This is a genomic window from Antarcticibacterium flavum, from assembly GCF_006159205.1.
Classification (GTDB): Bacteria; Bacteroidota; Bacteroidia; order Flavobacteriales; family Flavobacteriaceae; genus Gillisia; species Gillisia flava.
On the sequence record NZ_CP040812.1, the window covers coordinates 3,819,744 to 3,842,490 of the forward strand.

The 22,747-nt window shown below is 40.9% G+C and carries 18 protein-coding genes; 6 read left to right on the forward strand and 12 right to left on the reverse strand.

From position 1 onward, the window contains the following. Positions 1–125: 125 nt before the first annotated feature. Genes tilS through FHG64_RS16835 form a run of 4 tightly spaced genes read left to right on the forward strand, consistent with a single transcriptional unit; the run spans position 126 to position 7,176 of the window. Positions 126–1,439, forward strand: a complete 1,314-nt coding sequence (tilS, locus tag FHG64_RS16820; RefSeq protein WP_139067475.1) for a tRNA lysidine(34) synthetase TilS — start codon at positions 126–128, stop codon at positions 1,437–1,439. Next, positions 1,436–3,439: a protein-disulfide reductase DsbD family protein gene (locus FHG64_RS16825; RefSeq protein WP_139067476.1), complete on the forward strand. Its 2,004-nt coding sequence runs from the start codon at positions 1,436–1,438 to the stop codon at positions 3,437–3,439. The genes tilS and FHG64_RS16825 overlap by 4 nt, the downstream gene beginning before the upstream one ends. A 58-nt stretch (positions 3,440–3,497) precedes the next feature. After that, positions 3,498–5,351, forward strand: a complete 1,854-nt coding sequence (locus tag FHG64_RS16830) for a CocE/NonD family hydrolase (RefSeq protein ID WP_139067477.1) — start codon at positions 3,498–3,500, stop codon at positions 5,349–5,351. 1 nt (position 5,352) lies between these two features. Then, a complete protein-coding gene (locus FHG64_RS16835) occupies positions 5,353–7,176 on the forward strand; it encodes a DUF885 domain-containing protein (RefSeq protein WP_139067478.1) in 1,824 nt (607 codons plus the stop codon). A gap of 224 nt (positions 7,177–7,400) precedes the next feature. Here FHG64_RS16835 and FHG64_RS16840 read toward each other — a convergent pair whose 3' ends face one another. Beyond that, positions 7,401–8,696 carry a DUF2254 domain-containing protein gene (locus FHG64_RS16840; RefSeq protein ID WP_139067479.1) on the reverse strand — a complete coding sequence of 432 codons (1,296 nt, stop codon included), beginning with the start codon at positions 8,694–8,696 and terminating at the stop codon, positions 7,401–7,403. A 189-nt stretch (positions 8,697–8,885) separates the two neighbouring features. Between FHG64_RS16840 and FHG64_RS16845 the strand changes: the two genes are divergently transcribed. Then, on the forward strand, positions 8,886–9,329 hold the full coding sequence (locus tag FHG64_RS16845; RefSeq protein WP_139067480.1) for an Hsp20/alpha crystallin family protein: 444 nt from the start codon (positions 8,886–8,888) through the stop codon (positions 9,327–9,329). 48 nt (positions 9,330–9,377) lie between these two features. Here FHG64_RS16845 and FHG64_RS16850 read toward each other — a convergent pair whose 3' ends face one another. The 4 genes from FHG64_RS16850 to FHG64_RS16865 form a co-directional block, all read right to left on the reverse strand. Next, the gene (locus FHG64_RS16850; RefSeq protein WP_139067481.1) at positions 9,378–10,604 is read right to left on the reverse strand and encodes a hypothetical protein; all 1,227 of its coding nucleotides are present in this window, start codon (positions 10,602–10,604) and stop codon (positions 9,378–9,380) included. A gap of 150 nt (positions 10,605–10,754) precedes the next feature. Continuing rightward, entirely contained in the window at positions 10,755–12,761 is a 2,007-nt protein-coding gene (gene uvrB / locus FHG64_RS16855) for an excinuclease ABC subunit UvrB (protein WP_139067482.1), read from the reverse strand. Positions 12,762–12,921: 160 nt separating this feature from the next. After that, the gene (locus FHG64_RS16860) at positions 12,922–13,761 is read right to left on the reverse strand and encodes an ABC transporter permease (RefSeq protein WP_139067483.1); all 840 of its coding nucleotides are present in this window, start codon (positions 13,759–13,761) and stop codon (positions 12,922–12,924) included. Position 13,762: 1 nt separating this feature from the next. Further along, entirely contained in the window at positions 13,763–14,665 is a 903-nt protein-coding gene (locus tag FHG64_RS16865; RefSeq protein ID WP_139067484.1) for an ABC transporter ATP-binding protein, read from the reverse strand. 91 nt (positions 14,666–14,756) lie between these two features. On the opposite strand from FHG64_RS16865, the gene FHG64_RS16870 reads away from it, so the two are divergent. Continuing rightward, entirely contained in the window at positions 14,757–15,821 is a 1,065-nt protein-coding gene (locus FHG64_RS16870; protein ID WP_139067485.1) for a hypothetical protein, read from the forward strand. Here the strand turns inward: FHG64_RS16870 and FHG64_RS16875 are convergent. The 7 genes from FHG64_RS16875 to FHG64_RS16905 form a co-directional block, all read right to left on the reverse strand. Then, positions 15,818–16,876 (reverse strand): nucleoid-associated protein, encoded by a 1,059-nt coding sequence (locus FHG64_RS16875; protein WP_139067486.1) that lies wholly within the window; start codon positions 16,874–16,876, stop codon positions 15,818–15,820. The two genes, FHG64_RS16870 and FHG64_RS16875, sit on opposite strands and share 4 nt — an antisense overlap. Positions 16,877–17,052: 176 nt before the next feature. Further along, positions 17,053–17,562 (reverse strand): plasmid pRiA4b ORF-3 family protein, encoded by a 510-nt coding sequence (locus FHG64_RS16880; RefSeq protein ID WP_139067487.1) that lies wholly within the window; start codon positions 17,560–17,562, stop codon positions 17,053–17,055. Positions 17,563–17,611: 49 nt separating this feature from the next. After that, the gene (locus tag FHG64_RS16885; RefSeq protein ID WP_139067488.1) at positions 17,612–18,625 is read right to left on the reverse strand and encodes a COX15/CtaA family protein; all 1,014 of its coding nucleotides are present in this window, start codon (positions 18,623–18,625) and stop codon (positions 17,612–17,614) included. Between the two features lie 15 nt (positions 18,626–18,640). Next, positions 18,641–20,092, reverse strand: a complete 1,452-nt coding sequence (locus tag FHG64_RS16890; RefSeq protein ID WP_139067489.1) for a CCA tRNA nucleotidyltransferase — start codon at positions 20,090–20,092, stop codon at positions 18,641–18,643. A 3-nt stretch (positions 20,093–20,095) separates the two neighbouring features. After that, positions 20,096–20,656, reverse strand: coding sequence for an L-threonylcarbamoyladenylate synthase (locus tag FHG64_RS16895; RefSeq protein ID WP_139067490.1), 561 nt, complete (start codon positions 20,654–20,656; stop codon positions 20,096–20,098). A gap of 3 nt (positions 20,657–20,659) precedes the next feature. Next, entirely contained in the window at positions 20,660–21,565 is a 906-nt protein-coding gene (locus tag FHG64_RS16900) for a polysaccharide pyruvyl transferase family protein (RefSeq protein ID WP_139067491.1), read from the reverse strand. 5 nt (positions 21,566–21,570) lie between these two features. Continuing rightward, positions 21,571–22,677, reverse strand: coding sequence for a glycosyltransferase family 4 protein (locus FHG64_RS16905; RefSeq protein ID WP_139067492.1), 1,107 nt, complete (start codon positions 22,675–22,677; stop codon positions 21,571–21,573). Between the last annotated feature and the right edge of the window lie 70 nt (positions 22,678–22,747).

Consider the following 22,747-nt stretch of genomic DNA (forward strand, 5'->3'; position numbering starts at 1 on the left):
CCTCATTCTCCTTTAAAACACATTCTCACTAACTTCTATCAATTATAATTGGACGCCAGGTAAAACCATAATTCTCCATCCAATTTACAGGGGATTTGCAGGGCTTTCGTATCTTTGGAATTCCCATGGAAAAAGCTTTTAAAAACCTTATAAAATCAGAATTTCCTGACCTCGGAAATGCAAGGCTCCTGCTAGCCGTTAGCGGTGGAGTGGATAGCGTGGTATTAGCACATTTATGTAAAAAGGCGAAGCTGGATTTTTCTATAGCCCATTGCAATTTTAATCTAAGGGAAGACGAGAGCGAAGCCGATGAGGAATTCGTGATGGAACTTGGTGATGCCCTGGAGGTGGAGGTTTTTTCTGAAAGTTTTGATACTGTTAAGTATGCAGAAGAGGCAGGGATCTCCATACAAATGGCGGCGAGAGATTTGCGGTATGACTGGTTTGAGGAATTAAGAAGCACCTTAAAGTATGATATCATCCTTACTGCGCACCACGCAAATGACGACCTTGAAACTTTTGTGATCAATCTCGTACGCGGGAGCGGCCTGGAAGGCTTCACAGGAATTAAGGCCCAAAAAAATAAGATAATTCGCCCTTTTCTTAAATTTTCCCGCCGGGAGATAGAATCCTATGCGCGGGAAAACCATATAAGCTGGCGGGAAGACAGCAGCAATGCTTCTTCAAAATATATGCGCAACAGGATAAGGCACCAGGTGATCCCGGTGCTGGAGGAGCTTAATCCGCAATTGTTGCAAAGTTTTACCCTTACCCAGGAGCATCTGCAGGAGAGCTTTGATCTCCTGGAGGATTACGTGGGCTTATTATATTCTGAAATCGTTTCTAAGACAGAATATGGCTATAGCCTGGATATAGGGATTTTGAAGAAGGTTCCAAACACAAAAGCAGTTCTATACCATTTGCTAAAAACCTTCGGCTTTTCTGAATGGAACGATGTTCACGACCTGTTGATTGCCCAACCTGGGAAGATGGTTTTTTCTCCTACCCACAGGTTGATCAGGGATCGGGAATACCTTCTGCTCACTGAAAAACCTTCAGAAACAGATGACAGGATCTATGAAATTTCTGAAGGAGAAGAAATAATTATGCTTCCGCCGGGAACCTTCAGCATAGAAGAGGTGAAGGAAATTGGAGAAACAGGGCCCAACCTCTTATATGTGGAAAAGCAAAAACTGGAATACCCGCTTGTACTGAGAAAATGGCAGGAGGGGGACCATTTTTATCCCTTTGGAATGAAAGGAAAGAAGAAGATAAGCGACTTTTTTAAGGACAAAAAATTATCTTTGCCCGAGAAGGAAAATACCTGGCTCCTTTGCTCCGCAGACAGGATTGTTTGGGTGGTAAACCATCGTGCAGATGGACGCTTTGCCGTAGATGATCCTTCAAAGGAAATATTAAAAATTACCTACTCCCTATGAAATATTTTTGGACCCTGATCCTGCTTTTCACCACGATTCTTACTACACAGGCCCAGGTTTTTGGTACAGCCAATAATTCTCAAATTGCAGATCCTATAGAATGGGAGGCACGAATTGATAAGCATACAGATAGTACTGCGACTCTTATTTTCAATGCCATCCTTGACAAGGGTTGGCATTTATATTCACAGGAGGTGGACGAGGACGGCCCTATACCCACGACTTTTACATTTACCAAAACCGAGGGGATAGAACTGATAGGGGAGATGCAAGAGCCGGACGTTCCTGCCATTTTCGATGAGGTTTTTGGAATGGATATTAAATTCTTTAAGAATGAAGCCGAGTTCCGCCAGGAGATAAGAATCCTTGATCCCGAAGCCACCGTTGAGGTGGAGGTGGAATTTATGGTGTGTGATGATGAACAGTGTCTCCCTCCAGATACTGTCCCTTTCCAGATTTCAATGAGCAACAATGAAGCTGTGCAGGGCTATGGAGACCTTGACCTAAGTGAAAAAGACAGGGAGCAAACTGCTGCACTGGATATCGATATACAGGGATGGGAGGCTTATGAGCCCGAAGAGGAAGAAGGCAGCGGCTACATGACAATTTTCCTTCTTGGTTTTGTGGGAGGGCTTATTGCACTGTTAACTCCCTGCGTTTTTCCTATGATCCCTCTTACGGTTTCCTTTTTTACAAAAGGGGCGAAAACAAGAAAAAAAGGCCTTGTAAATGCCATTCTTTACGGAGTATTTATATTTCTTATCTATTTGCTGCTAAGCGTGCCTTTCCACTTACTGGATAATATAGCACCCGAGATCCTGAATAACATTTCTACCAATACTACGCTTAATATCGCCTTCTTCGTGATATTCATCGTCTTTGCCTTTTCCTTCTTTGGCTATTATGAAATTACCCTCCCCAGCTCCTGGAGCAGCAGGATGGATGATAAGGCCTCCAGTTTTGGGGGAATTGTGGGGATCTTCTTTATGGCTATTACCCTTGCGTTGGTATCTTTCTCCTGTACAGGGCCAATTTTAGGTTCCCTGCTGGGAGGATCTCTTACTACAGATGGTGGTGCGATGCAATTATCCTTCGGGATGGGAGGATTTGGCCTCGCGCTTGCATTGCCTTTTGCATTATTTGCCTTATTCCCGAACTGGCTTAATTCCCTGCCTAAGAGCGGTGGCTGGTTAAATACAGTTAAAGTTGTTCTAGGTTTTATAGAACTTGGACTTGCCTTTAAATTTCTTTCAAATGCAGATCTTGTGGAGCATTGGGGAATCCTTAAAAGAGAAATTTTCATAGGGATCTGGATCCTTATTGCTATAGGTCTTATGTTGTATTTATTCGGCCTTATCCGTTTTCCTCACGATGGTCCAAAGCAAAAAATTAGCAAAGTCCGTTTTGGTCTGGGGACCCTTACATTGGTTTTTGTAATATATCTTCTTCCCGGGCTTACCAATACAGGATTTGCCAACCTAAAACTTTTGAGTGGTTTTCCGCCACCATTGTTTTACAGTATTTATGATAAACCTACTGAAGGTCCTTTAGGCCTCAAAGCATACAAGGACTGGGAAAAAGGACTGGAAGCTGCGAGGGAGGAGAATAAGCCAATCTTGCTGGACTTTACCGGCTGGGCCTGCGTAAATTGCCGTAAAATGGAAGAACAGGTTTGGAGTAATCCTGAAGTTTATGAAATTATAAAAAATGATTATATCCTGGTTTCTCTTTATGTGGATGATAAGGTAAACCTTCCTGAAGATGAACAGTTCAATTACCTACGGGACAAAGGAGGTATTAAAAAGATAAGGACCATAGGAGACAAATGGGCGACTTTCCAGACGGTGAATTTCAAAAACAATTCACAACCGTTTTACGTCTTGCTGGATCCTAACGTGAACCTTTTAAATCCTCCTGTAGGATATACTCCCAATGAGAAGGAATATCTAAACTGGCTTAGGGAAGGATTAAATAAATTTGAAGCCGTAGGTATAAACTAATTTTTCTTTAGGGTTATTAGCTTAATTTCTATCTTAGGGCCTTTTAAAACCCTAAATAATGAAATTTATACAATCCCCTTTAATTTTTCTTTTGAGCCTATTTGTTTCTGTTGCTGTTTATGGGCAGGAGACAGAGACTTATAATATAAAGGATCATTACAGCAAAAAAGAAGTTAGTATTGAAATGCGCGATGGGGTGAAGCTCCATACTACCATATATTCCCCAAAAGATACTTCAAGGGAATATCCAATTATAATGTCCCGTACTCCTTACAGCTCAAGGCCATATGGGGAGGACCAGTTTCGTTCCAAAATAGGGCCTAATGATTTCCTTATGGAAGAAGGGAATATCATCGTATACCAGGATGTTCGCGGCAGGTGGATGAGTGAAGGGATTTATGATAATATGCGGGCTTTTATTCCTAACAAGAAGGAAGGGGAGATAGATGAGGCCAGTGATACTTACGATACCATTGAATGGCTTATTAAGAACGTAGATAACAATAACGGCAGGGTTGGAGTCTGGGGCATCTCTTATCCCGGTTTTTATTCCACGTATTCGTTACTAAGTCAGCATTCCGCTTTGAAAGCAGCTTCACCACAGGCACCCATCGGCGACTTTTTCTTTGATGATTTTCACCATAATGGAGCTTACCTGTTAAGTTACTGGAGGGCCACTGCAGTGTTTGGATATGAAAAAGAGGAACCAACCCCGGAGGCCTGGTATGAGTTCCCTGAACTGGGAACACAGGACCAGTATCAATTCTTTCTGGATGCCGGGCCATTAAGCAACCTGGATAAGTATTACGGAGAAGATAATGTCTTTTGGCAGCAACTCAAGGATAATCCTAATTATAATGAATTCTGGCAGAAAAGAGGGATTATCCAGCATCTCGACAATATTAAGCCTGCGGTTATGGTTGTGGGTGGTTTATTTGATGCTGAAGATCTTTACGGTCCTTTCGAGACATATAAAACCATTGAAAAGAACAGCGATAATTTCAATATGCTGGTCATGGGGCCATGGAGCCACGGCGATTGGGCAAGAAAAAGCGAAAGACAGGCTATAGGAAATGTTTATTTTGGAGATAATCTTTCAGAAAAATATCAAAAAGAAGTAGAAACAAAGTTCTTCAATCACTTCCTGAAAGGTAGCGGAGACGGCACGGTAGACCTTCCGGAGGCTCATATGTTTGATACCGGAAAAAAGGAATGGAGATCCTTTGATGCCTGGCCTCCACAGAATACCTCTAGTAAAAGATTCTATCTGGGCGACGATCAGCAATTGACAGGAGAAGCCTCACCTGCAGAGATCTCTTTCGTGAGTGACCCTAAAAAACCGGTACCATATTCTGAAGATATTAAAATGGTCTTCACTCCTAGAAAATATATGACAGATGATCAACGTTTTGCGGCCAGAAGGCCAGATGTACTCGTCTTTGAAACTCCCGTCCTTGAGAAGGATATGACCCTGGCAGGAGTTATTGAAGCTCATTTGAAAGTAGCAACAACAGGAACAGCGGCAGACTGGGTGGTGAAGGTGATCGATGTGTATCCTCCCGATGCTGAAGATTATGAAGAAACCCAGGATTATCTTAAAATGAGCAATTACCATATGATGGTGCGCAGTGAAGTTATAAGAGGACGTTTTAGAAACAGCTTTGAAAATCCGGAGCCCTTTGAGCCCAATACGAAGACAGATGTATCGTTCAATCTTCAGGATATCAATCATACCTTTAAGAAGGGGCATAAATTACAGATACAGGTGCAGAGTACATGGTTTCCATTGATAGATCTCAATCCGCAAACTTATGTTCCCAATATTTTTGAGGCTAAGAAGGAAGACTTCAAAAAGCAGACTCATACTGTGTATGGAGATTCCTATATTCAATTTTCAGAACTAAAGGATTAATATGAAGATCAATAAAATTGCGATTCTATTATTAGCAATCCTTTCTACAATTTCCTGTAAAAAGGAAGCAGAGGGAGATTATAGTGAAGAAGAAATAACCACAGCATCTGCCAATTTCAATGCTACACTGGAAGAATGGTTTGAGGAGGACCTGGAGGAGTCTCCTATGCTTCAAACCCGAATGGGTAAAAAGACCAATTATGGCAAGTGGGATGATTTTTCACGGCAGAAGGAGGCCGAGGACCTTAAAAAGGCGAAAACCCGATTAAAATATTTAAAAAACGATGTAAAGCAAGCCTCCCTGGATAAGGAGACACTCTTGAGTTATCGGCTTTACAGGCAGGAAATGGAGAATGCGATCGAGGATTATGAATATAGGTTCTATAATTATCCTATCAACCAAATGCATGGATACCATGCAGAGCTTCCGGCGTTTTTAATAAATATGCATAAAGTTGAATCTGTAGAAGATGCCAGGGCTTATATATCTCGTCTGCATGGCCTTCAAAAGGTGTTTGATGAGATCATAAAAGGTATAAAGCTCAGGGAGCAAAATGGGATACTACCTCCACAATTTGCCTTTGAAAGAGTGCTGGATGCCTCAAGAAATGTCATACGGGGTAAACCTTTTGCAACATCAAAGGAATCCAGTGCTTTGCTGCAGGATTTCCAGGAAAAGATACAGGAACTCCAGCTCACAAATGAGGAAGAGCGCAAGTTGCTGGCAGAGGCTGAAGATGCTTTGGTATCATCAGTAAAACCCGCCTATGAAGATCTCATTGCAGCACTTGAAGATCAACAACAACGTGCTACTACAGATCATGGTGCCTGGAAATTCCCTAAAGGTGATAAGTATTACAAATTAGCTTTAAAGCGCACTACCACCCTGGATCTTACAGCCAACGAGATCCACGAAATAGGCCTTAGTGAGGTAGCCAGGATCCATGGGGAAATGGAAAAGATCATGGAAGAGGTGGGATTCGAAGGAAGCCTCCAGGATTTTTTTGAATTTATGCGAACAGATGAACAATTCTATTATCCCAATAGTAAAGAGGGAAAAGAAAGGTACCTGGAAGAGGCGACAGCTATTATCGATTCGATGAGGAACAGGCTTGATGACCTCTTTCTCACTAAACCGGAGGCAGATATTGTAGTAAAGGCTGTAGAACCTTTTAGGGAAAGAAGTGCGGGGAAGGCATTTTATCAACAACCTGCCCTGGAAGGCTCCAGGCCGGGGACATATTATGCCAATCTTTATGATATGAATGCTATGCCCGTATACCAAATGGAAGCTTTGGCGTATCACGAAGGTATTCCCGGGCACCATATGCAAATAGCAATTGCGCAGGAACTGGAAAATATACCCTCTTTCAGAAAATTTAAAAATTACCAGGCCTACGTTGAAGGATGGGGATTATACAGTGAACTGGTTCCTAAAGAAATTGGTTTCTATGAAGATCCTTATTCAGATTTTGGGAGGCTGGCTATGGAATTATGGAGGTCCTGCAGGCTGGTTGTGGATACCGGTATCCATGCAAAAAAATGGACGAGGGAGCAGGGGATCGATTATTATAAACAAAACACTCCTAACCCCGAGAGTGACTGCATAAAAATGGTGGAAAGGCATATCGTAATGCCGGGGCAGGCCACTGCCTATAAAGTTGGAATGAACAAGATCCTGGAGTTAAGGGAAGAGGCCAAATTGGATCTGGGAGAAGATTTTGATATACGTGAATTTCATGATGTAATTCTGCTTAATGGTGCGTTGCCTTTAAATATCCTTGAGGAGAACGTTTACAAATGGGTGGAATCCAAAAGGGAATAGAAGCCAGTAGCCGGTTAAACAAGAAGCAAAAAAGGCTTAGAAAATAGAACAGAGAAAAGAGAGAAGAGAAAAAATGTATCTCAACAATTTTTGGAAGTTCAAAATCTAAATATATTACGTGGGACGGATTATTTTCCTAAACAAATGAGTAAGTTATGTTTTGGCTCCCAACATTAAAAAACAGGGACAAAAGAAATGGTTTATGAATTTTCTCTTCCTTCAAATTAATCAGGAGTAGAAGTAATTAGATTTCTTTCTATTTCTGAAATTTTTGCGAGGTCACGTTTATTGGTAAGAACCTGCCTTGCATCCTCCAGAAGCGTTTCAATTTCCTTTCTTATAACTTTTTGATCTTCTTCTTTTACATTTTTTTGTAACTGTAAATAACGGAACATCACTCCAAGCTTTTGCAGTATGATTATATCGTGTTTACTATATGTTCTTATTGCTGCCATGACATTATAGAGCAGCTCTTCAAATCCTAAAGTATTGAATTTAATATAAGCAATGTTCTCCCTGGAGATTATATTCCTGTCTTTTTTTTGAAGACGTAATGCAAACAGTTCGGTTAAATAATCAATACCATTAATTGCTGTGCCGGGATCATTGATGCCCGGTGACATTGCTTTTAAGATTATTTCTGTGATCTGTTTAAATGCCAGGACATAATTGTCCTTTACCATCTCCCCACGGGAAAAATTAAATTGATCCAGTATTTCATTTTTTACCCTATCATCCAGCTTTTTATTCGTTTTAAAAATAGCTATTCCTTTAAGGACAAAGGCTCCCTTTACAGGAAGAATATGGATCATTATATCCTGTTCCCGGCAAATGCTTATGATGTTATCAATAGATACATACTGGAGGTAACCACTTTTTTTAATATGATAAGGTGTCCAGTCCTTAGTAGGGGGAAAGTATAGGTCTGCATCTTTTTCAGTCTCGATTAGCTCTGTTAATTTGGCTTTAGCTTCAAGGTAGATGCGGTCCAGGATCTTGCTTATCTGGATCTTTTCAGATATGTTATGGATGAAATATATGAATGCATAGATACATACAACAGTAAAGAGTATTCCCATAAGAACCGAGAATCCCGGGATTTCAAAACGGTCACTTGCAGGTCTTATGGAAAAAAGTACGAAGATGCAGTAGAGAATGGTTCCCAGGTATATTCCTAGTATGATCTGGTGAGTTTTATCTGATATTAATCCGGGGAGCAATCGCGGGGAGTAATTACTGGAAGCCTGGCTAAGAAGCAGCATCACCATTGAAAAACTAAAAACCATCATTGAGATTAAGCCTGTGATGATGGCACTTAGAATAGTAAGGGCAGTTTCGCCATTATCCACTACCAGAAGAGGCACATTCTCTGCCAGGTAACCAGACGAACCCTGTTTTTCAAGGAACATCATTAGGAGTGCAAGCAAGATCCCGGAGATCGCAAAAACTGTAGGGTAGAAGATGATCTTGTTTTTGATCCTTCGAACAATTCCCAGAAAAGTGGTGTAGAGTTTTTTCATCGTTTAAAGTTAGTAAAAATGGGCACTGTAATACTTTGATTAATCTATAGGAAAGGTTAATAAACTCCAATTTTGTCAAAATGACATTTAAAAAATTAAAAAATGAGACAAAACGGCAGTTAATTTTAATTGGAATTTATTTTGCTAAGAGATAAGAAAAAAAGTTAATAACCTTAAAAAATAAAAGTTATGAGTTTAATAAAGAGAAATGAGGCCAACTGGCTGCCATCTGTTTTCGATGATATGTTTAAAACAGATTGGTTAGGAGGTACTACAAATGTAAATAGTATAGGTACCAGTATCCCTGCAGTGAACATTCACGAAAGTGATGAAAATTTCCTGGTAGCAGTAGCAGCTCCCGGAAAATCAAGAGAAGATTTTAAGATCGAACTTGACAATGATGTGCTGACCATTTCTTCGGAAGAGAAGAAGGAAAACGAGCCTTCAGAAAAGAATGGAAGATATACCCGCAGGGAATTTAGCTACAGTACTTTTAAAAGGGCCTTTAGCTTACCTGAGACTGTAGACAATGAGAAAATCTCTGCTTCGTATAATAATGGGGTCCTTGAGATCAACCTTCCTAAACGGGAAGAAGCAAAAGTACAGCCAAAGCGAATGATCGAGATTGCATAATGTGATTATTTAATTTGATTAGTTAGTTAGAAAGTAAAAGCGTCTTTTTCAGGGCGCTTTTCTTATATTAAGCAATACCCACCTGTTGCCGGCGCTTTGGATAGTCATTATCTGGCTTCCGGTAATTGAGGCAATTGATACATCATTTACCACATCATAAATGTCATCATTATTGGAGAAGACAAACGGTTTAGTTTTGGTGCCTTTCCACGCGATCAAGGTGATCAACCTCCCCCGATGAAGATTGGCGGGAGGGATGGCAATAGCTGTTACAGCATCATTGATGCGCAGTGAATAAACCTCATCGGGAATTTGGAAAGCACCGGCGACACTGGTCGTTGAGGAATAATTTCGAATATTATTATAGGTCCAGTTCAAATTTCCAGCACTGTCCAGGCTTAAGAACTGCTCATTCACTCCCCGTATGGCCGGGAGGATGTATTCCTGCTGCGGGCTAAGGCCAATTCCAACGCGTCCTACAAAATAGCCTGCGTAGACTTTAGCGTTATGATCTCCCTGGGCTATACTGTAAATTCCGTAAATATTTCCCTGTCCCTGGCTTGTTCCTATCTGGCTGTAGATCCCGTAATTGTCGCTCCTTGCACCAAATGTTCTTCCAACCCTGTTAAAGATCCCATAAATATCATTGGTGCCGGCGTTTTGATAGGTTTCTGTGAAAATGCCATAATGAACCCCGGAACCCAGACCTCCCACGTTGTTTTTCAGCCCATATTTTGTTCCATTTGTAGCACTTCGGTTATTGTTGATGATCCCGTAAGTCGTGAGGTTATCAATGGTAGGATTATTATTATCTACCTCCAATCCTTTTTTTATTGCAGCATCTGCTGTGGAATTAAGGCTTATCTGCATTTTAGAAGTGATCTCTTCTGTACCAATTCCTACATTGCCCTGCCTGTAAACTGGTTCCAGGATATTCCCGGGACTTGTGGTCGTGCCCGGTTTATAAAAATCCCCGGCAGCGCTTCCACCAATATTGGTCCATTTCTTATCCTGGTTGTTCCAGTAATAGAATCCTGAAGAAAAATCCTGGATATCAACTTCCAGGAAAACCAGCATGCCGTGTTGATCTGCTCCGGGTGAGGTAGAGGGAAATCTTTTAACCCGCGGAATAAGAATCCCGTCAAGGTGCTCAGGATTGGCTGGATTATGTGAAATAATATCCAGCTGTGCTTTGGGACTGTCTGTTCCAATTCCCACCTGTGCAAAGACAGGAAAAGATAGGAGCAGAATTGAATTGAGTAAAAATTTTTTCATTGTAACTGGTTTTTAAACAGTCACAGTAGATCATAAATTGGTTGGGTAATTTTAAATATAACTATTAATTGTGGTGCAGCTAAACAGGTTAAATCTTCTTTAACCAACTTTATAATTTATTTCTGAAAAAATAACCTATTGCAAAGCAGCCTATTGCGCCAGTGCCTGGGTTTTTTCCTGAAGCATCTTGATCTCATCCCTAAGCCTCGCTGCGGTCATGAAATCCAGGTCCTTTGCCGCAGCTTCCATCTCCTTGCGTTTTTCCCGAATCCTTTTCTCGAGCTGACCTTTGCTAAAATAAGCAGTCTCTTTTTCAGCCGCTTTGAGAGTAGGTGCAGTTTCTATCTTGTATGCCTCTTCTTTTCTCTTAATAAGGGTCTCATTGAAGGCTTTGACTAGAGCTGTAGGAGTAATATTGTGTTTCGTGTTGTAAGCTATCTGTTTTTCCCTGCGGTATTCAGTTTCATCAATGGTTTTCTGCATACTATCTGTGATCTTATCTGCATACATAATAGCCTTTCCTTCCAGGTGTCTGGCCGCACGTCCTATAGTCTGGGTTAAGGAACGGTTGCTTCGCAGGAAACCTTCTTTGTCGGCATCCAGGATCGCAACCAGGGATACTTCGGGAAGATCCAGTCCTTCCCTTAACAGGTTTACACCTATAAGCACATCGAAGATCCCTCTCCTAAGGTCGTTCATGATCTCGACCCTTTCCAGGGTATCAACATCAGAATGTATGTACCTACACCTCACATCTACCCGGGTAAGGTATTTTGTAAGCTCCTCTGCCATCCTTTTGGTCAGCGTGGTTACAAGAACCCTTTGATCTTTCTCTGCCCGAACCTGTATTTCCTCAAGCAGGTCATCAATTTGATTTAAGCTTGGCCTTATTTCGATGATTGGGTCCAGTAGTCCGGTTGGTCTAATTACCTGTTCCACATAAACCCCTTCTGTTTTGGTGAGTTCATAATCTGCAGGGGTAGCACTTACATAGATCACCTGATTCTGAAGCGCTTCAAATTCTTCAAATTTCAGCGGACGGTTATCCATAGCCGCCGGTAACCTGAAACCATAATCCACCAGGGTTTCCTTCCTGGACCTGTCCCCGCCATACATAGCGTGTACCTGCGGAATGGTAACGTGGCTCTCATCCACAACCATCAAATAATCATCTGGGAAGTAATCCAGAAGACAGAACGGCCGTGTTCCCGGAAGTCTGCCATCAAGATACCTGGAATAATTCTCGATCCCGGAACAATATCCCAGTTCCCGGATCATTTCCAAATCGAAATTGGTACGCTCATCCAATCTCTTTGCCTCCAGGTGCTTTCCAATGTCCTGGAAGTAATCCACTTGTTTTACAAGGTCATCCTGTATTTCACGGATAGCTCCCTGCAACACATCGGGAGACGTTACGAACATATTGGCAGGATAGATATTAAGCCGGTCGTATTTTTCCACCACCTCATTGGTCTGGGGATCAAATGCCTCGATCTCCTCAATATCATCTCCAAAGAAATGTATTCGGAAAGCATTATCTGCATAACTTGGAAATACATCTACAGTATCTCCTTTAATTCTGAAATTACCGTGGTTAAAATCTGCTTCAGTCCTGGAGTATAAACTCTGTACCAGTCGGTGCAGGAATTTTGTTCGGGAGATATGCATATCCCTTTCTATGGAAACCACGTTCTTCTGAAATTCCACAGGGTTCCCTATACCATATAAACAAGAAACCGAAGCAACAACGAGCACATCACGTCTTCCGCTTAAAAGGGAAGAGGTGGTACTAAGTCGCAATTTTTCTATTTCCTCATTGATGGAGAGATCCTTTTCTATATAAGTTCCGGAAGACGGAATAAATGCTTCCGGCTGATAGTAATCGTAATAACTAACAAAATACTCAATCGCATTGTCCGGGAAAAATTGTTTGAATTCTGAATATAACTGCGCAGCAAGGGTCTTGTTATGTGCCAGCACCAAAGTAGGTTTTTGCACTTTTTCAATGACATTTGCCACCGTAAAGGTTTTACCCGATCCTGTAACCCCAAGAAGGGTTTGGTACTGGTCATTTTTATTTATACCGCCTACCAGCTGTTTGATTGCCTGTGGCTGGTCCCCGGTAGGTTTGTAAACTGATTTTATCGTGAACTTCATTTGCTTCTTTTCTTAACCTCACGAAATTAAGCAATAATCCTGCCTATTTAAAACCAGGGAGGCTTTTTCAGCAAACCACAGAATTTCAGAAGTAATTATAACAGATAAAAAGATTCCCGATGTGCAAAAAGTTCTTCCTTACGGAAGACTGTCGGCTTATTTAAAGATCTCTTTTTTTCAGCAAAGCCAAAGATAGATATACAAAGAGGAGAGTCCAGGCAATCACTATAAGCAGTTGGTACCAGTGTACCCCATAATCCTTTGTAAATTCAGATCCCAATTGCGATGCAGCTGTCTGTATGAAATTGAGCCTGGAAAAAGGTTCTACTACCAGGTTGCTCATAGAGGCGAGGGGGAAGAACTGCATAATATTATCTGCCACATAATTCATATCCTTGAATAACTTCCAGGTGAGCAGTCCATAGACAATGCTTTCAAATATCCACCAAATGAAAAGGAAACCCAGGGCAAAAGCCGATCGTTTCACCAAAACTCCCAGGAACATACAAAAGGTGAAGAACCCGGTGAGTTTTATAAAATATGCCAGCAGGTATTCCATATCTGAAAATACTATCGAGATCTCATTATAATCTGAAAAAGAATAGCCAAGGATAATGGTCACGATAAACAGAAATAAAGTGGAAATGCCGGAGAAAAGCACTACCGTAAGAAATTTTGAGAGAATAAATTCTTTCTTGCTCAGTCCATCAATAAGATTTTGTTTTAAAGTCCTGTTGCTGTATTCATTGGACATCATTGAGACTATCACAATTGCCAGGAACAACTTTAGGGTGGCAGCGATATAGCTGTTGAAATGCCAGATGAAAGGGAAATTAAAAATTCCCTGGTCGGCCAGGCGGAAATTTACCTGTCCTATTGGAAATTCAACAGAGGCAATGAGGGCGATGAAAGTAATAAGGATAAAATAGATACCGGTCAATATTTTGGCAGACCTGCTGTATTTTAATTTATGGAATTCTATATTGAGTAAACGTAACATCTTAGTTGGAGATTTGGTTGGTTAGTTGCAGGAATTGTTCTTCAAGACTTTCTTTTCTCTTTACAAGATAAGACAGCACGATACCCTTGCTGAAGAGGTATGAGTTGAGAGTCTCTGCGTCCATAGGTTCATCGAGGAATGCGGTAACCAGTCCATCCTTAGAATTTATCTTTCCTATGGCAGGATGCTCACTTAAAAGTGCCTGTAATTTTTCTGTCTCACTGCATTTAAGTTCAAAGAAGCCATGGCTGGCATTCATTTCATCTACAGGCCCGCTGTAGAGTTTTTCTCCTTTTCTAATAATAACCACATGTGAACACACTTTTTCTACTTCATCCAGGAGGTGTGAAGCGAGCAGAATAGTAGTGCCCATAGATGCTATTTTGCGAATGATCTCCCTTATTTGATGGATCCCCTGGGGATCCAGGCCATTGGTAGGCTCGTCGAGGATTAGGATCTCTGGATCATTCAATAGGGCAGAGGCTATAGCAAGCCGCTGTTTCATCCCCAGGGAAAAGGTACGGAATTTGCTGTCTTTCCTGTCAAGTAAACCAACAAGTTCCAGTTTCTCTGTGATCTTCTCAGGCTTTACTCCCTTGATCTTACATACCAGTGCAAGATTTTGTGCTGCGGTCATATATGGGTAAAAGTTTGGATGTTCTATAATAGCTCCAACTTTTTTGAGGGCTTCGTGGGTAGAGTCATTACCGTCAAACCAGTGAAAATCCCCGGAAGTCTTATTAACGACGTTCAGGACCATTCCAAGGGTGGTGGATTTACCACTGCCATTTGGTCCCAGTATCCCGTAGACATTTCCTTTTTTTATGGTAAAGGAAAGGTTATTCACGGCCGTTAAAGAACCATAGTTCTTGGTAAGATTATTTAAGGTGAGTATTGTCTCCAATTTGGCTGTTGTTTAATCATGTGACGTCTAAGTTAACGTTTTGTTACAGGAGAAATGAACAGGAATCTGTATTTTTGAAAAAACCCCTTCTATGGAAGAAAAATTGATGTCCAAAAAAAAACCCTCCTTTCCTGTTAATGAAAGGTTTCATAACTACCTGGCAAAATATAACCGCAATACCAAGATCCCGGTGTTCTATGATGACCTTCTTAGGTTTGCAGGATCTATTACGGTCTATGACCGGCATGATGAGGATACTCTTTGGGTACGCTGTTATTATTCAGACCATGAAAGGGTGGAGATAGATGAATCACTAAAGCATGTGTATAATATTCTGCACTCAGATGGGAGTGATGAATCACTGGAATATTTGAATATCGATGCCATAGATTACTGCACCTTCGGGAATTCCAAACCTTTCAGGATCAAAGTGAGGAATATCCTTAATGATAGTTTTACCTATTTCTATGTGAAAATGGCCGATGCCTCCAGGATCTATGGACTGGAAGTGGAGCATATTTTATCTCCCCATCGTATCAATTTCCTGGTGTATAAGGACACGCTTATTGAGGAGCATATTGCAGGTATCCCGGGGGATGTTTTTATTGAAAACGAATTGCCTCTGTGTGATGACAGGGCCAAAACCCAGCTTGCCAAGCAATTTGTGAAATTTAATGAACGCTGTATGGTGAGGCTCCTGGGAGATATGCGATCATACAATTATGTAGTAATTCCCACCCACGACTTTGATCATGTAGAATATACAATTCGGGCTATAGATTTTGACCAGCAGAGCTATGAAGGGAATTTAAAAGTGTACAGGCCTCAATTCTTTAAGGAGAATTTTAAAATGGTACAGCTGGTAACAGATAGACTCCAGGAAAACTCTATTGAGCAATACAGGAAAGAGGAGCGGTCGCTGTTGGCAAAGAGGATGATCAATGCCAGCACCAGGTTTAAAGAATTAATTCGGTGTATGATAAATGACCATGTTTCCACCCAGGAGAATGTGAGACAGCTAAGAAAGGATCTTTATCATTTTACCAACGATATGAAATTCAAAAGGGCTCGCACTATGGGACAGATCCTGCGCACGGCCCTTGAATTTGTAAAAAGAAATTATGAGGATGTGAATATGAAAACGCAGGTAAACTAGCTTTTCTCCTCTTTATTAAAGTAAACCAGGTAGTAATACATTTGCTTTTCCTCATCCCAGCCTTTTTCCACGAATTTCTCTGCAGATTCCGGATTCACAAAATCCATTTTTATCTGGATATTGGTGTCCAGGTTGATCACGTTTTTGATCGATTTTCTGGCAGCAGTAACAGCGTTGTTGGCAATAGGGAAGGAGGTTAGGTCCTCAATCTTGTATTTCGGGGCTTTTTCTGTTTTATAATTATTGAATTCAGGGATAAGAGCCGGGTTATCAATAACAGAATTCATAAAGGCAGATTCCTCAAAAGCGTCATTTTTGGCAAAGTAATCCACACTTCGGTTCATGAACATCACCTCTTCTTTTTTATCTTCCGCCGGGAAAACAACATCTTTGGCAAAGTTCTGGCAGAATTTTAAATACTTCTTGGTGTAGAAATTATCATCTGCAAGTACATCAACCCCAAGGAAATTTTCCAGCCAGTACTTGGTATCATATTTATTGGAGTCTACTGAAAGGATTTTGTAACCTTCAGCCCTGTTCTTATTGAATATAAGCGCTCCCTTATCAAGCTTGTTAAGGTTGATCCCCTGCTGAATGATCATCTCCAAAACACTGCCTTTTTCCTGGAACTGAAGGAAATCATGCTTTAATTCAGATTTAAATATCCCTATGGCAGGTACCTTCTCATTATCCAGAAGCATATTCTCAAAATATACCACATATACTTCCCCGCTTTTTATATGAGGGTGGGCAGACTGCTCGAAAAGAAGGGTGTTTATTTTCTTGCTAACCTCGTGTACAGTATCGGGAGCGTCAAAGATCTGGTTTGAAAGATTATAAAGCTCATTGAATTCAAGATCTGTTTCGTGAAAGAACTGGTAGTAATTCTCTTCTTTTTCCCTGAAGGGTTTTAGAAAATATTCCTTGATAAGTGGAGTGATCTCATCGTTGAGCTGAAAAGGAGTTTCAGACAAAAAGATATTCTCATTCCGGCTTTTGTTTCCAACCCTGTGAATAGAAAGAGATTCAATTTGAGCGTTATATAAGTTGATCATGCTTGGTTAGTATTGAGAATTGAGATATGAGTATTGAGATATGAGATTTTTGCTGCCGATTTATACCGCCATTTGGCGGAAGCAATTATAGTAAAATCCTCTGAAAAAAATTGCTGCGGTTGGGGGATAAAAGTTAGTACTTATTAACTATCCTGTCGCAGCCGGGTGTATTTCGCTTAATTCCAGTTTTCGTCAAAAGGTAGGTCATCGTAATCGTCAAGATCGAAATCCTCGTCAAAATTATCTCCGAATTCATCCTTTTCTGCAACAAACTCCTTATCGGGTGCCTCGAGAGGGATCTGCCCGTGCACGAACATCAAATTTGGATAATCGCGACCTTCTTCAATTTCAGCTATTTCTCCAAGTTCGATAAGGAACGTCCACATATTCAGGAAGTCATAGACGTAAATAAGCTTGGTTTGGTCTTCAGAAACTACACTGTCCAGTTTCGTTTCATTCATTAGCATTACCGATTCCTCCCCGTCACTTACGTCAAATTGGGAGATCTCCTGCCCCTGGTTCCAATCTTCATCACTAATGTAGAATGATGCCATTTCTGTGCCATCAAACCCAAAAGCGTTAATGATGGAATTGTGAAAATCTTCGAGGGTACTTTCCTGTAAAAGTTCTATATCCCTGAACACATCTTCTTCTGCATCAAGAATAACCCGAAATCGATAAACCATAGTAAAATTTTAGGATTGCAAAGATACAGTTTTCAATGAGAAAATCACACTATCTGGTGAATCTGTGCAGGGTGAATGTCATGCCTGCCAGCAGGAAAAATGCCCCCACCTGGTGAGCTACCCCAAGCCATACAGGCACCGCATAAATAAGGGTTAATACCCCCAGCAGGAATTGCACAAATACAAGAATCAATAATGCATTTATGGCTTTTTGCTGAAGGGCAGTCAATGCAATTTGTCTGGAACGATACCATATATAGGCGATGATCCCTACCACAAAAAATGCCAGGTAACGGTGCACGAACTGCACCCCGCTTTTACCTTCAATAAAATTCTTCCATACCGGGCTTTGCTCAATATAAACTGTTTCGTGCATGAATTTACCTTCGTTCATCATTGGCCAGGTATTGTGAATAAGACCTGCATCAAGACCCGCGACAAAAGCTCCCCAAATGATTTGCAGCAGCAGGATTGCCATTCCCCATCTCACCACATTTCGCATGGCCTTATTAATTGTCTTTCGCTTAGGGTATATAAGGTCCAAAGCTACCCAAAAGGTGTAGGCAAAAGTTATAAAGGCTGTGGTTAAGTGGGCCGCAAGCCTGTAGTGGCTCACTGCGGGAATATCTACCAGGCCGCTTTTGACCATGTACCAACCCAAAAATCCCTGGAACCCACCTAGGAACAGCAGGATGATGGATTTTTTTATAGTAGAACTGGTAAGTTGCCTGGTTAAAAGAAAAAATATGAACGGGATTATAAATACCAGGCCAATGAGCCTTCCCAGAACCCTGTGTAGCCACTCCCAGAAATAGATCTGTTTAAAATCTTCAAGTTCAAAATGGTAATGAAGCTTTTGATATTCGGGGTATTGTTTGTAAAGCTCAAATTCTGCAATCCATTCTTCCTCGTTAAGTGGTGGGATTGTGCCGCTAATCAATTTATAATCTGAAATGGAGAGGCCACTTTGTGTAAGCCGCGTGATCCCGCCTACGATCACCATAATAAATATTAAAAAACAACCTGTGAACAACCAGTAAACAACCTTCTTATTGTCTTTCATTGAATTGTAATTGAATTAATTCCCGGTGCTGTCTTTATTTTGTGCCGGGGTAAGACCCAGGGAGCGTCCTTTTGAAAGCATATACTCCCTTGCTGCCTCGTATTCATTAGGGATCTCTCCCTCTAAAATTGCCTCTTTTATGGCATCTTTTATTATACCTATTTCCCTGGATGGCTTTAGGTCAAAAGTTTCCATGATCTCCTCTCCACTCACCGGGGGTTGAAAATTGCGAACGTGATCTTTCTCCTCGACCTCCTTTATTTTCCTTCGTACCTTTTTAAAATTGTTATGATATTTTTTAAAACGTTTCGGGTTTTTTGTAGTGATATCGGCCTCACACAGCGTCATTAAATCCTCAATATCATCCCCGGCGTCAAATACCAGCCTGCGCACTGCGGAATCTGTTACGTTCTCATCTGCAATGACAATAGGTCTGCTGCTCATCAATACCAGCTTTTGGACGTACTTCATCTTCTCGTTTAACGGAAGACGCAGTTGTTTAAAAAGCCTGTAGACCATTTTAGCACCTAAAAATTCGTGGCCATGAAAGGTCCAGCCAATCTTTTTGTCGAACCGCTTGGAAGGTGCCTTTCCTATATCGTGCAAAAGCGCCGCCCACCGCAGCCAGAGGTAATTGGTGTTTTCTGAAATATTATCTACCACCTCCAGCGTATGCCAGAAATTGTCTTTGTGCCGTTGTCCTTCTATTTCTTCAATACCCTCAAGAGCTGTTAGCTGTGGCATGATAAGGTGCAGCAACCCTGTTTTATGCAAAAGTGCAAAACCTACCGAGGGCTTATCTGCCAGCAGGATCTTGTTAAGCTCCTCCACGATCCTTTCGTTTGAAATGATCTTGATGCGTTCCTTATTTCTTGTAATAGCTTTAAGGGATTCTTTTTCGATCTTAAAATTAAGTTGTGTGGCAAATCGAATGGCCCGCATCATCCTCAGGGGATCATCAGAATAAGTGATATCAGGATCCAGAGGAGTTTTAATGACCTTGTTCTCGAGATCTTTCATTCCGTTAAAAGGATCTACAAGATCTCCGTAAGAATTTGCATTCAGGCTTAGGGCCAACGCGTTAATAGTAAAATCCCGCCTGTTCTGGTCGTCTTCCAGCGTCCCGTCCTCCACCATTGGTTTACGGCTGTCACGGTTATAACTTTCCTTTCTGGCACCTACAAATTCAATCTCCAGGTTCTCTGCCCGTAACATCGCGGTCCCAAAATTCTTAAAAACCTGCACTTTGGGTTTGTGTGGTAGTAAACCGGAAACCTTTTTGGCGAGCTCGATCCCGCTTCCCACTGCAACAATATCAATATCTTTAGGTTCGCCGCGGCCAAGGATATGATCCCGAACATAACCGCCTATCACATAACTTTCATGGCCGGTCTCTTCTGTTGCCTTAGATATGGTTTTGAAAATTGAATGATGAAGCGCCTGCTGATAATTTTGTTGTTTGGGCATGTTTTATTTGCGTATCACTTTAACCGTTCTGTCATTGCCAATCTTAATAATTGCCGACGGTTTTCCTGAGGTTTTTGACTGGTGCAAATTTACTACATAGTCCACACCTTTTAAAATTTCAGGGGCTATTTGAGCAAAAGAATTTGGGGTTGGTTCGCCGCTAATATTAGCAGAGGTGGAAACCAGGGGCCTTCTTAATTTGTAGATCAAATTTTCACAAAATTGTTCCTTTACAACACGTATTGCAAGGGTATCATCTTCACCTACGAGATTATTGGCAACTTTTATAGGATTATCATAAATAATAGTAGTAGGCTGCTGGGCATGATCAATAATATCGTAAGCGGGCTCGGGAACAGAATTTATGAATTGTTCCAGCATTTTTACGCTGTTTACAAGACATATCATCGCTTTACTGTCACTGCGCTTTTTAAGTTTATAGATCCTGTCTACAGCTTCTGCATTTGTGGCATCACATCCAATCCCCCATACAGTATCTGTGGGATACAAAATAATTCCACCTTTTTTAAGGACTTCGAGAGCCTTTTCTATTTCTTCTTTCATTTTTTAAATTTCAAGATAATTAAACACTTTCTCTGCAAAAAGCCTATTTCTCTCCCTGCACTCTTCCAGGACTCCGTCAATCACTTCTGCTTTTTTTAAATCTTCAATACAATTCTCAAAACTTGAGATAACAGGAGCATATTTAAAATCAAAGAATTTGGAAGAGTTGGGAACCACAACCACTTTTTTATTGAGCAGGATCCCCCAGTACATCGCATGGTAGCTATCTGTTATGATGTTTTCTGAAGTTCCTATAAATTCTACAAACTGCTCCAGATCCTGGGAGTTGGAAATAAGGGGATAGTCCTTAAAAGCAGCCGCAATTCTTGAATTCTTTAATGTTTTTTTATGTAAGATGATTCCGGTTTCCCTGATGGCAGAATAGGATTTATCAAAAACCTCATTTAAACAACTTACACAGGGAACCCATTCTTTTGAAAGGCTGTAATCACGTGTACCTGCAAGTCCGAATTTCTCTGTCTTTATATTATATGATTCCAGTTTTCTGAAATCTTTTTTATTCTTTGAATTGTGCCCAACTCCCCAAAGCACAGTTTTCTTCCCTCTGCCGGCAAGGGCTTCAAAGGTTTTCATTTGAAATTTAAAGCTCTTTCGGTTTAGGAGTCCACCACCCCCAATTATAAGGGCGTTATTGGAAATTTGCTCTTCGAGATTTGTGTCGGCAGAATTTTTAAAGTCAAAGATATCCACCTGGATATCTCCTAACTCTTTAAAATAATGCACAGGGGAACTGTAATAATCCCCTGCATTATCTATGTCCATCCTGTAAACATTGGCAATCTCACGGTTGAACTGGGGGCTGTTTATAAGACCGTTCTTCACCTCAATTTTCCTCAATGAGCGGGCAGGGGAGGTGAGCAGATTTTTAACGAACGGAATTATTTTCATTTGGCTTATTTATTTAAAACCTCCCTGTATACTTCCAGGGTTTGCCTGGCCATAAATGCTGCAGTGAATTGTGGTTGCAGTTTTTCATGACTTCTTGATGCAAAGGTCTTACCTAAATCAGGATTTGCCAAAAGTACCGCTAAATTTTCAGCTAATTTCACCGCATCTTTTTTCGGCGATAAAAGTCCGTTTTCATTGTGCGAAATGAATTCGGGGATACCGCCCACGTCTGTACTTGCAACAGGGACCTTATGCCAGGCCGCCTCATAAATTACCTGCGGGAGGCCCTCACTTTGCGAGCTAATGCTTAGAGTATCCATTTGTGGAAGAAGATTGGATGCATTGGGCACGTACCCGGTAAAGAAAACCCGTTCTTCCAGGTTATTAGCTTTCAGCATTTCAAATAATAAAGACGTTTGTTTTGAAAAAGTACCAATTTGAACAAAAAAGATATTTTGATAGTTCAATTTGTTAACCAGGTGATCTATGGCAGAGATCCAGGTCTCAAGATCCTTGGCTCTAATATGATTTCCTATGTGACCTACAATTCTGGAACCATCAGGAATGTTGAACTTTTTCCGAAGAAGGAAAGGTGTCTCTGTGCTTTTATTATCTATGCGGGTGCCGTGGTAAATAGTTTTGAGTTTTGATTTATCATCTATTGCTTTTTCAGCCACTTTCTTTGCCCCATCAGAAACACATAGGATCTTTTTTATTTGCCGGTGATTGTATTTGTACAAAGTTTGTTTCCTCTCCTTAATTGGAAAAGTAGTTTTTTTGCTAAAAATAAAAGGAGGCAGGGATGACAGTTTTGTGGCGATCACAGCCAGGCTAAGAGAAGTAGAGCCGTGGAGGTGTACAAGGTCTATTTGATGTTTCCTGCACAACCTGATGAATTTGAGAAGAGCACGCGGGTCCAAATTCATCGATAAGGGAACCGTATCATATTCAAAATTGCCATTCTTTAACCGCTCGTGGAACTGGCCACCTTTTGCTACTACGATAATATTTTTCACTTCGGGATTAGACCGGTAAAGCTCATAACATAAATTCTCAATATGATTTCCACCACCACCCCAATTTTTGACTGCTGAAAGATGGAGGATGTTCATGTGATTGTTCTTTTTTTATAAAAATATCAAAGGTTGAATTGAAAAATTACTGGACCTGTCAAATTAATTT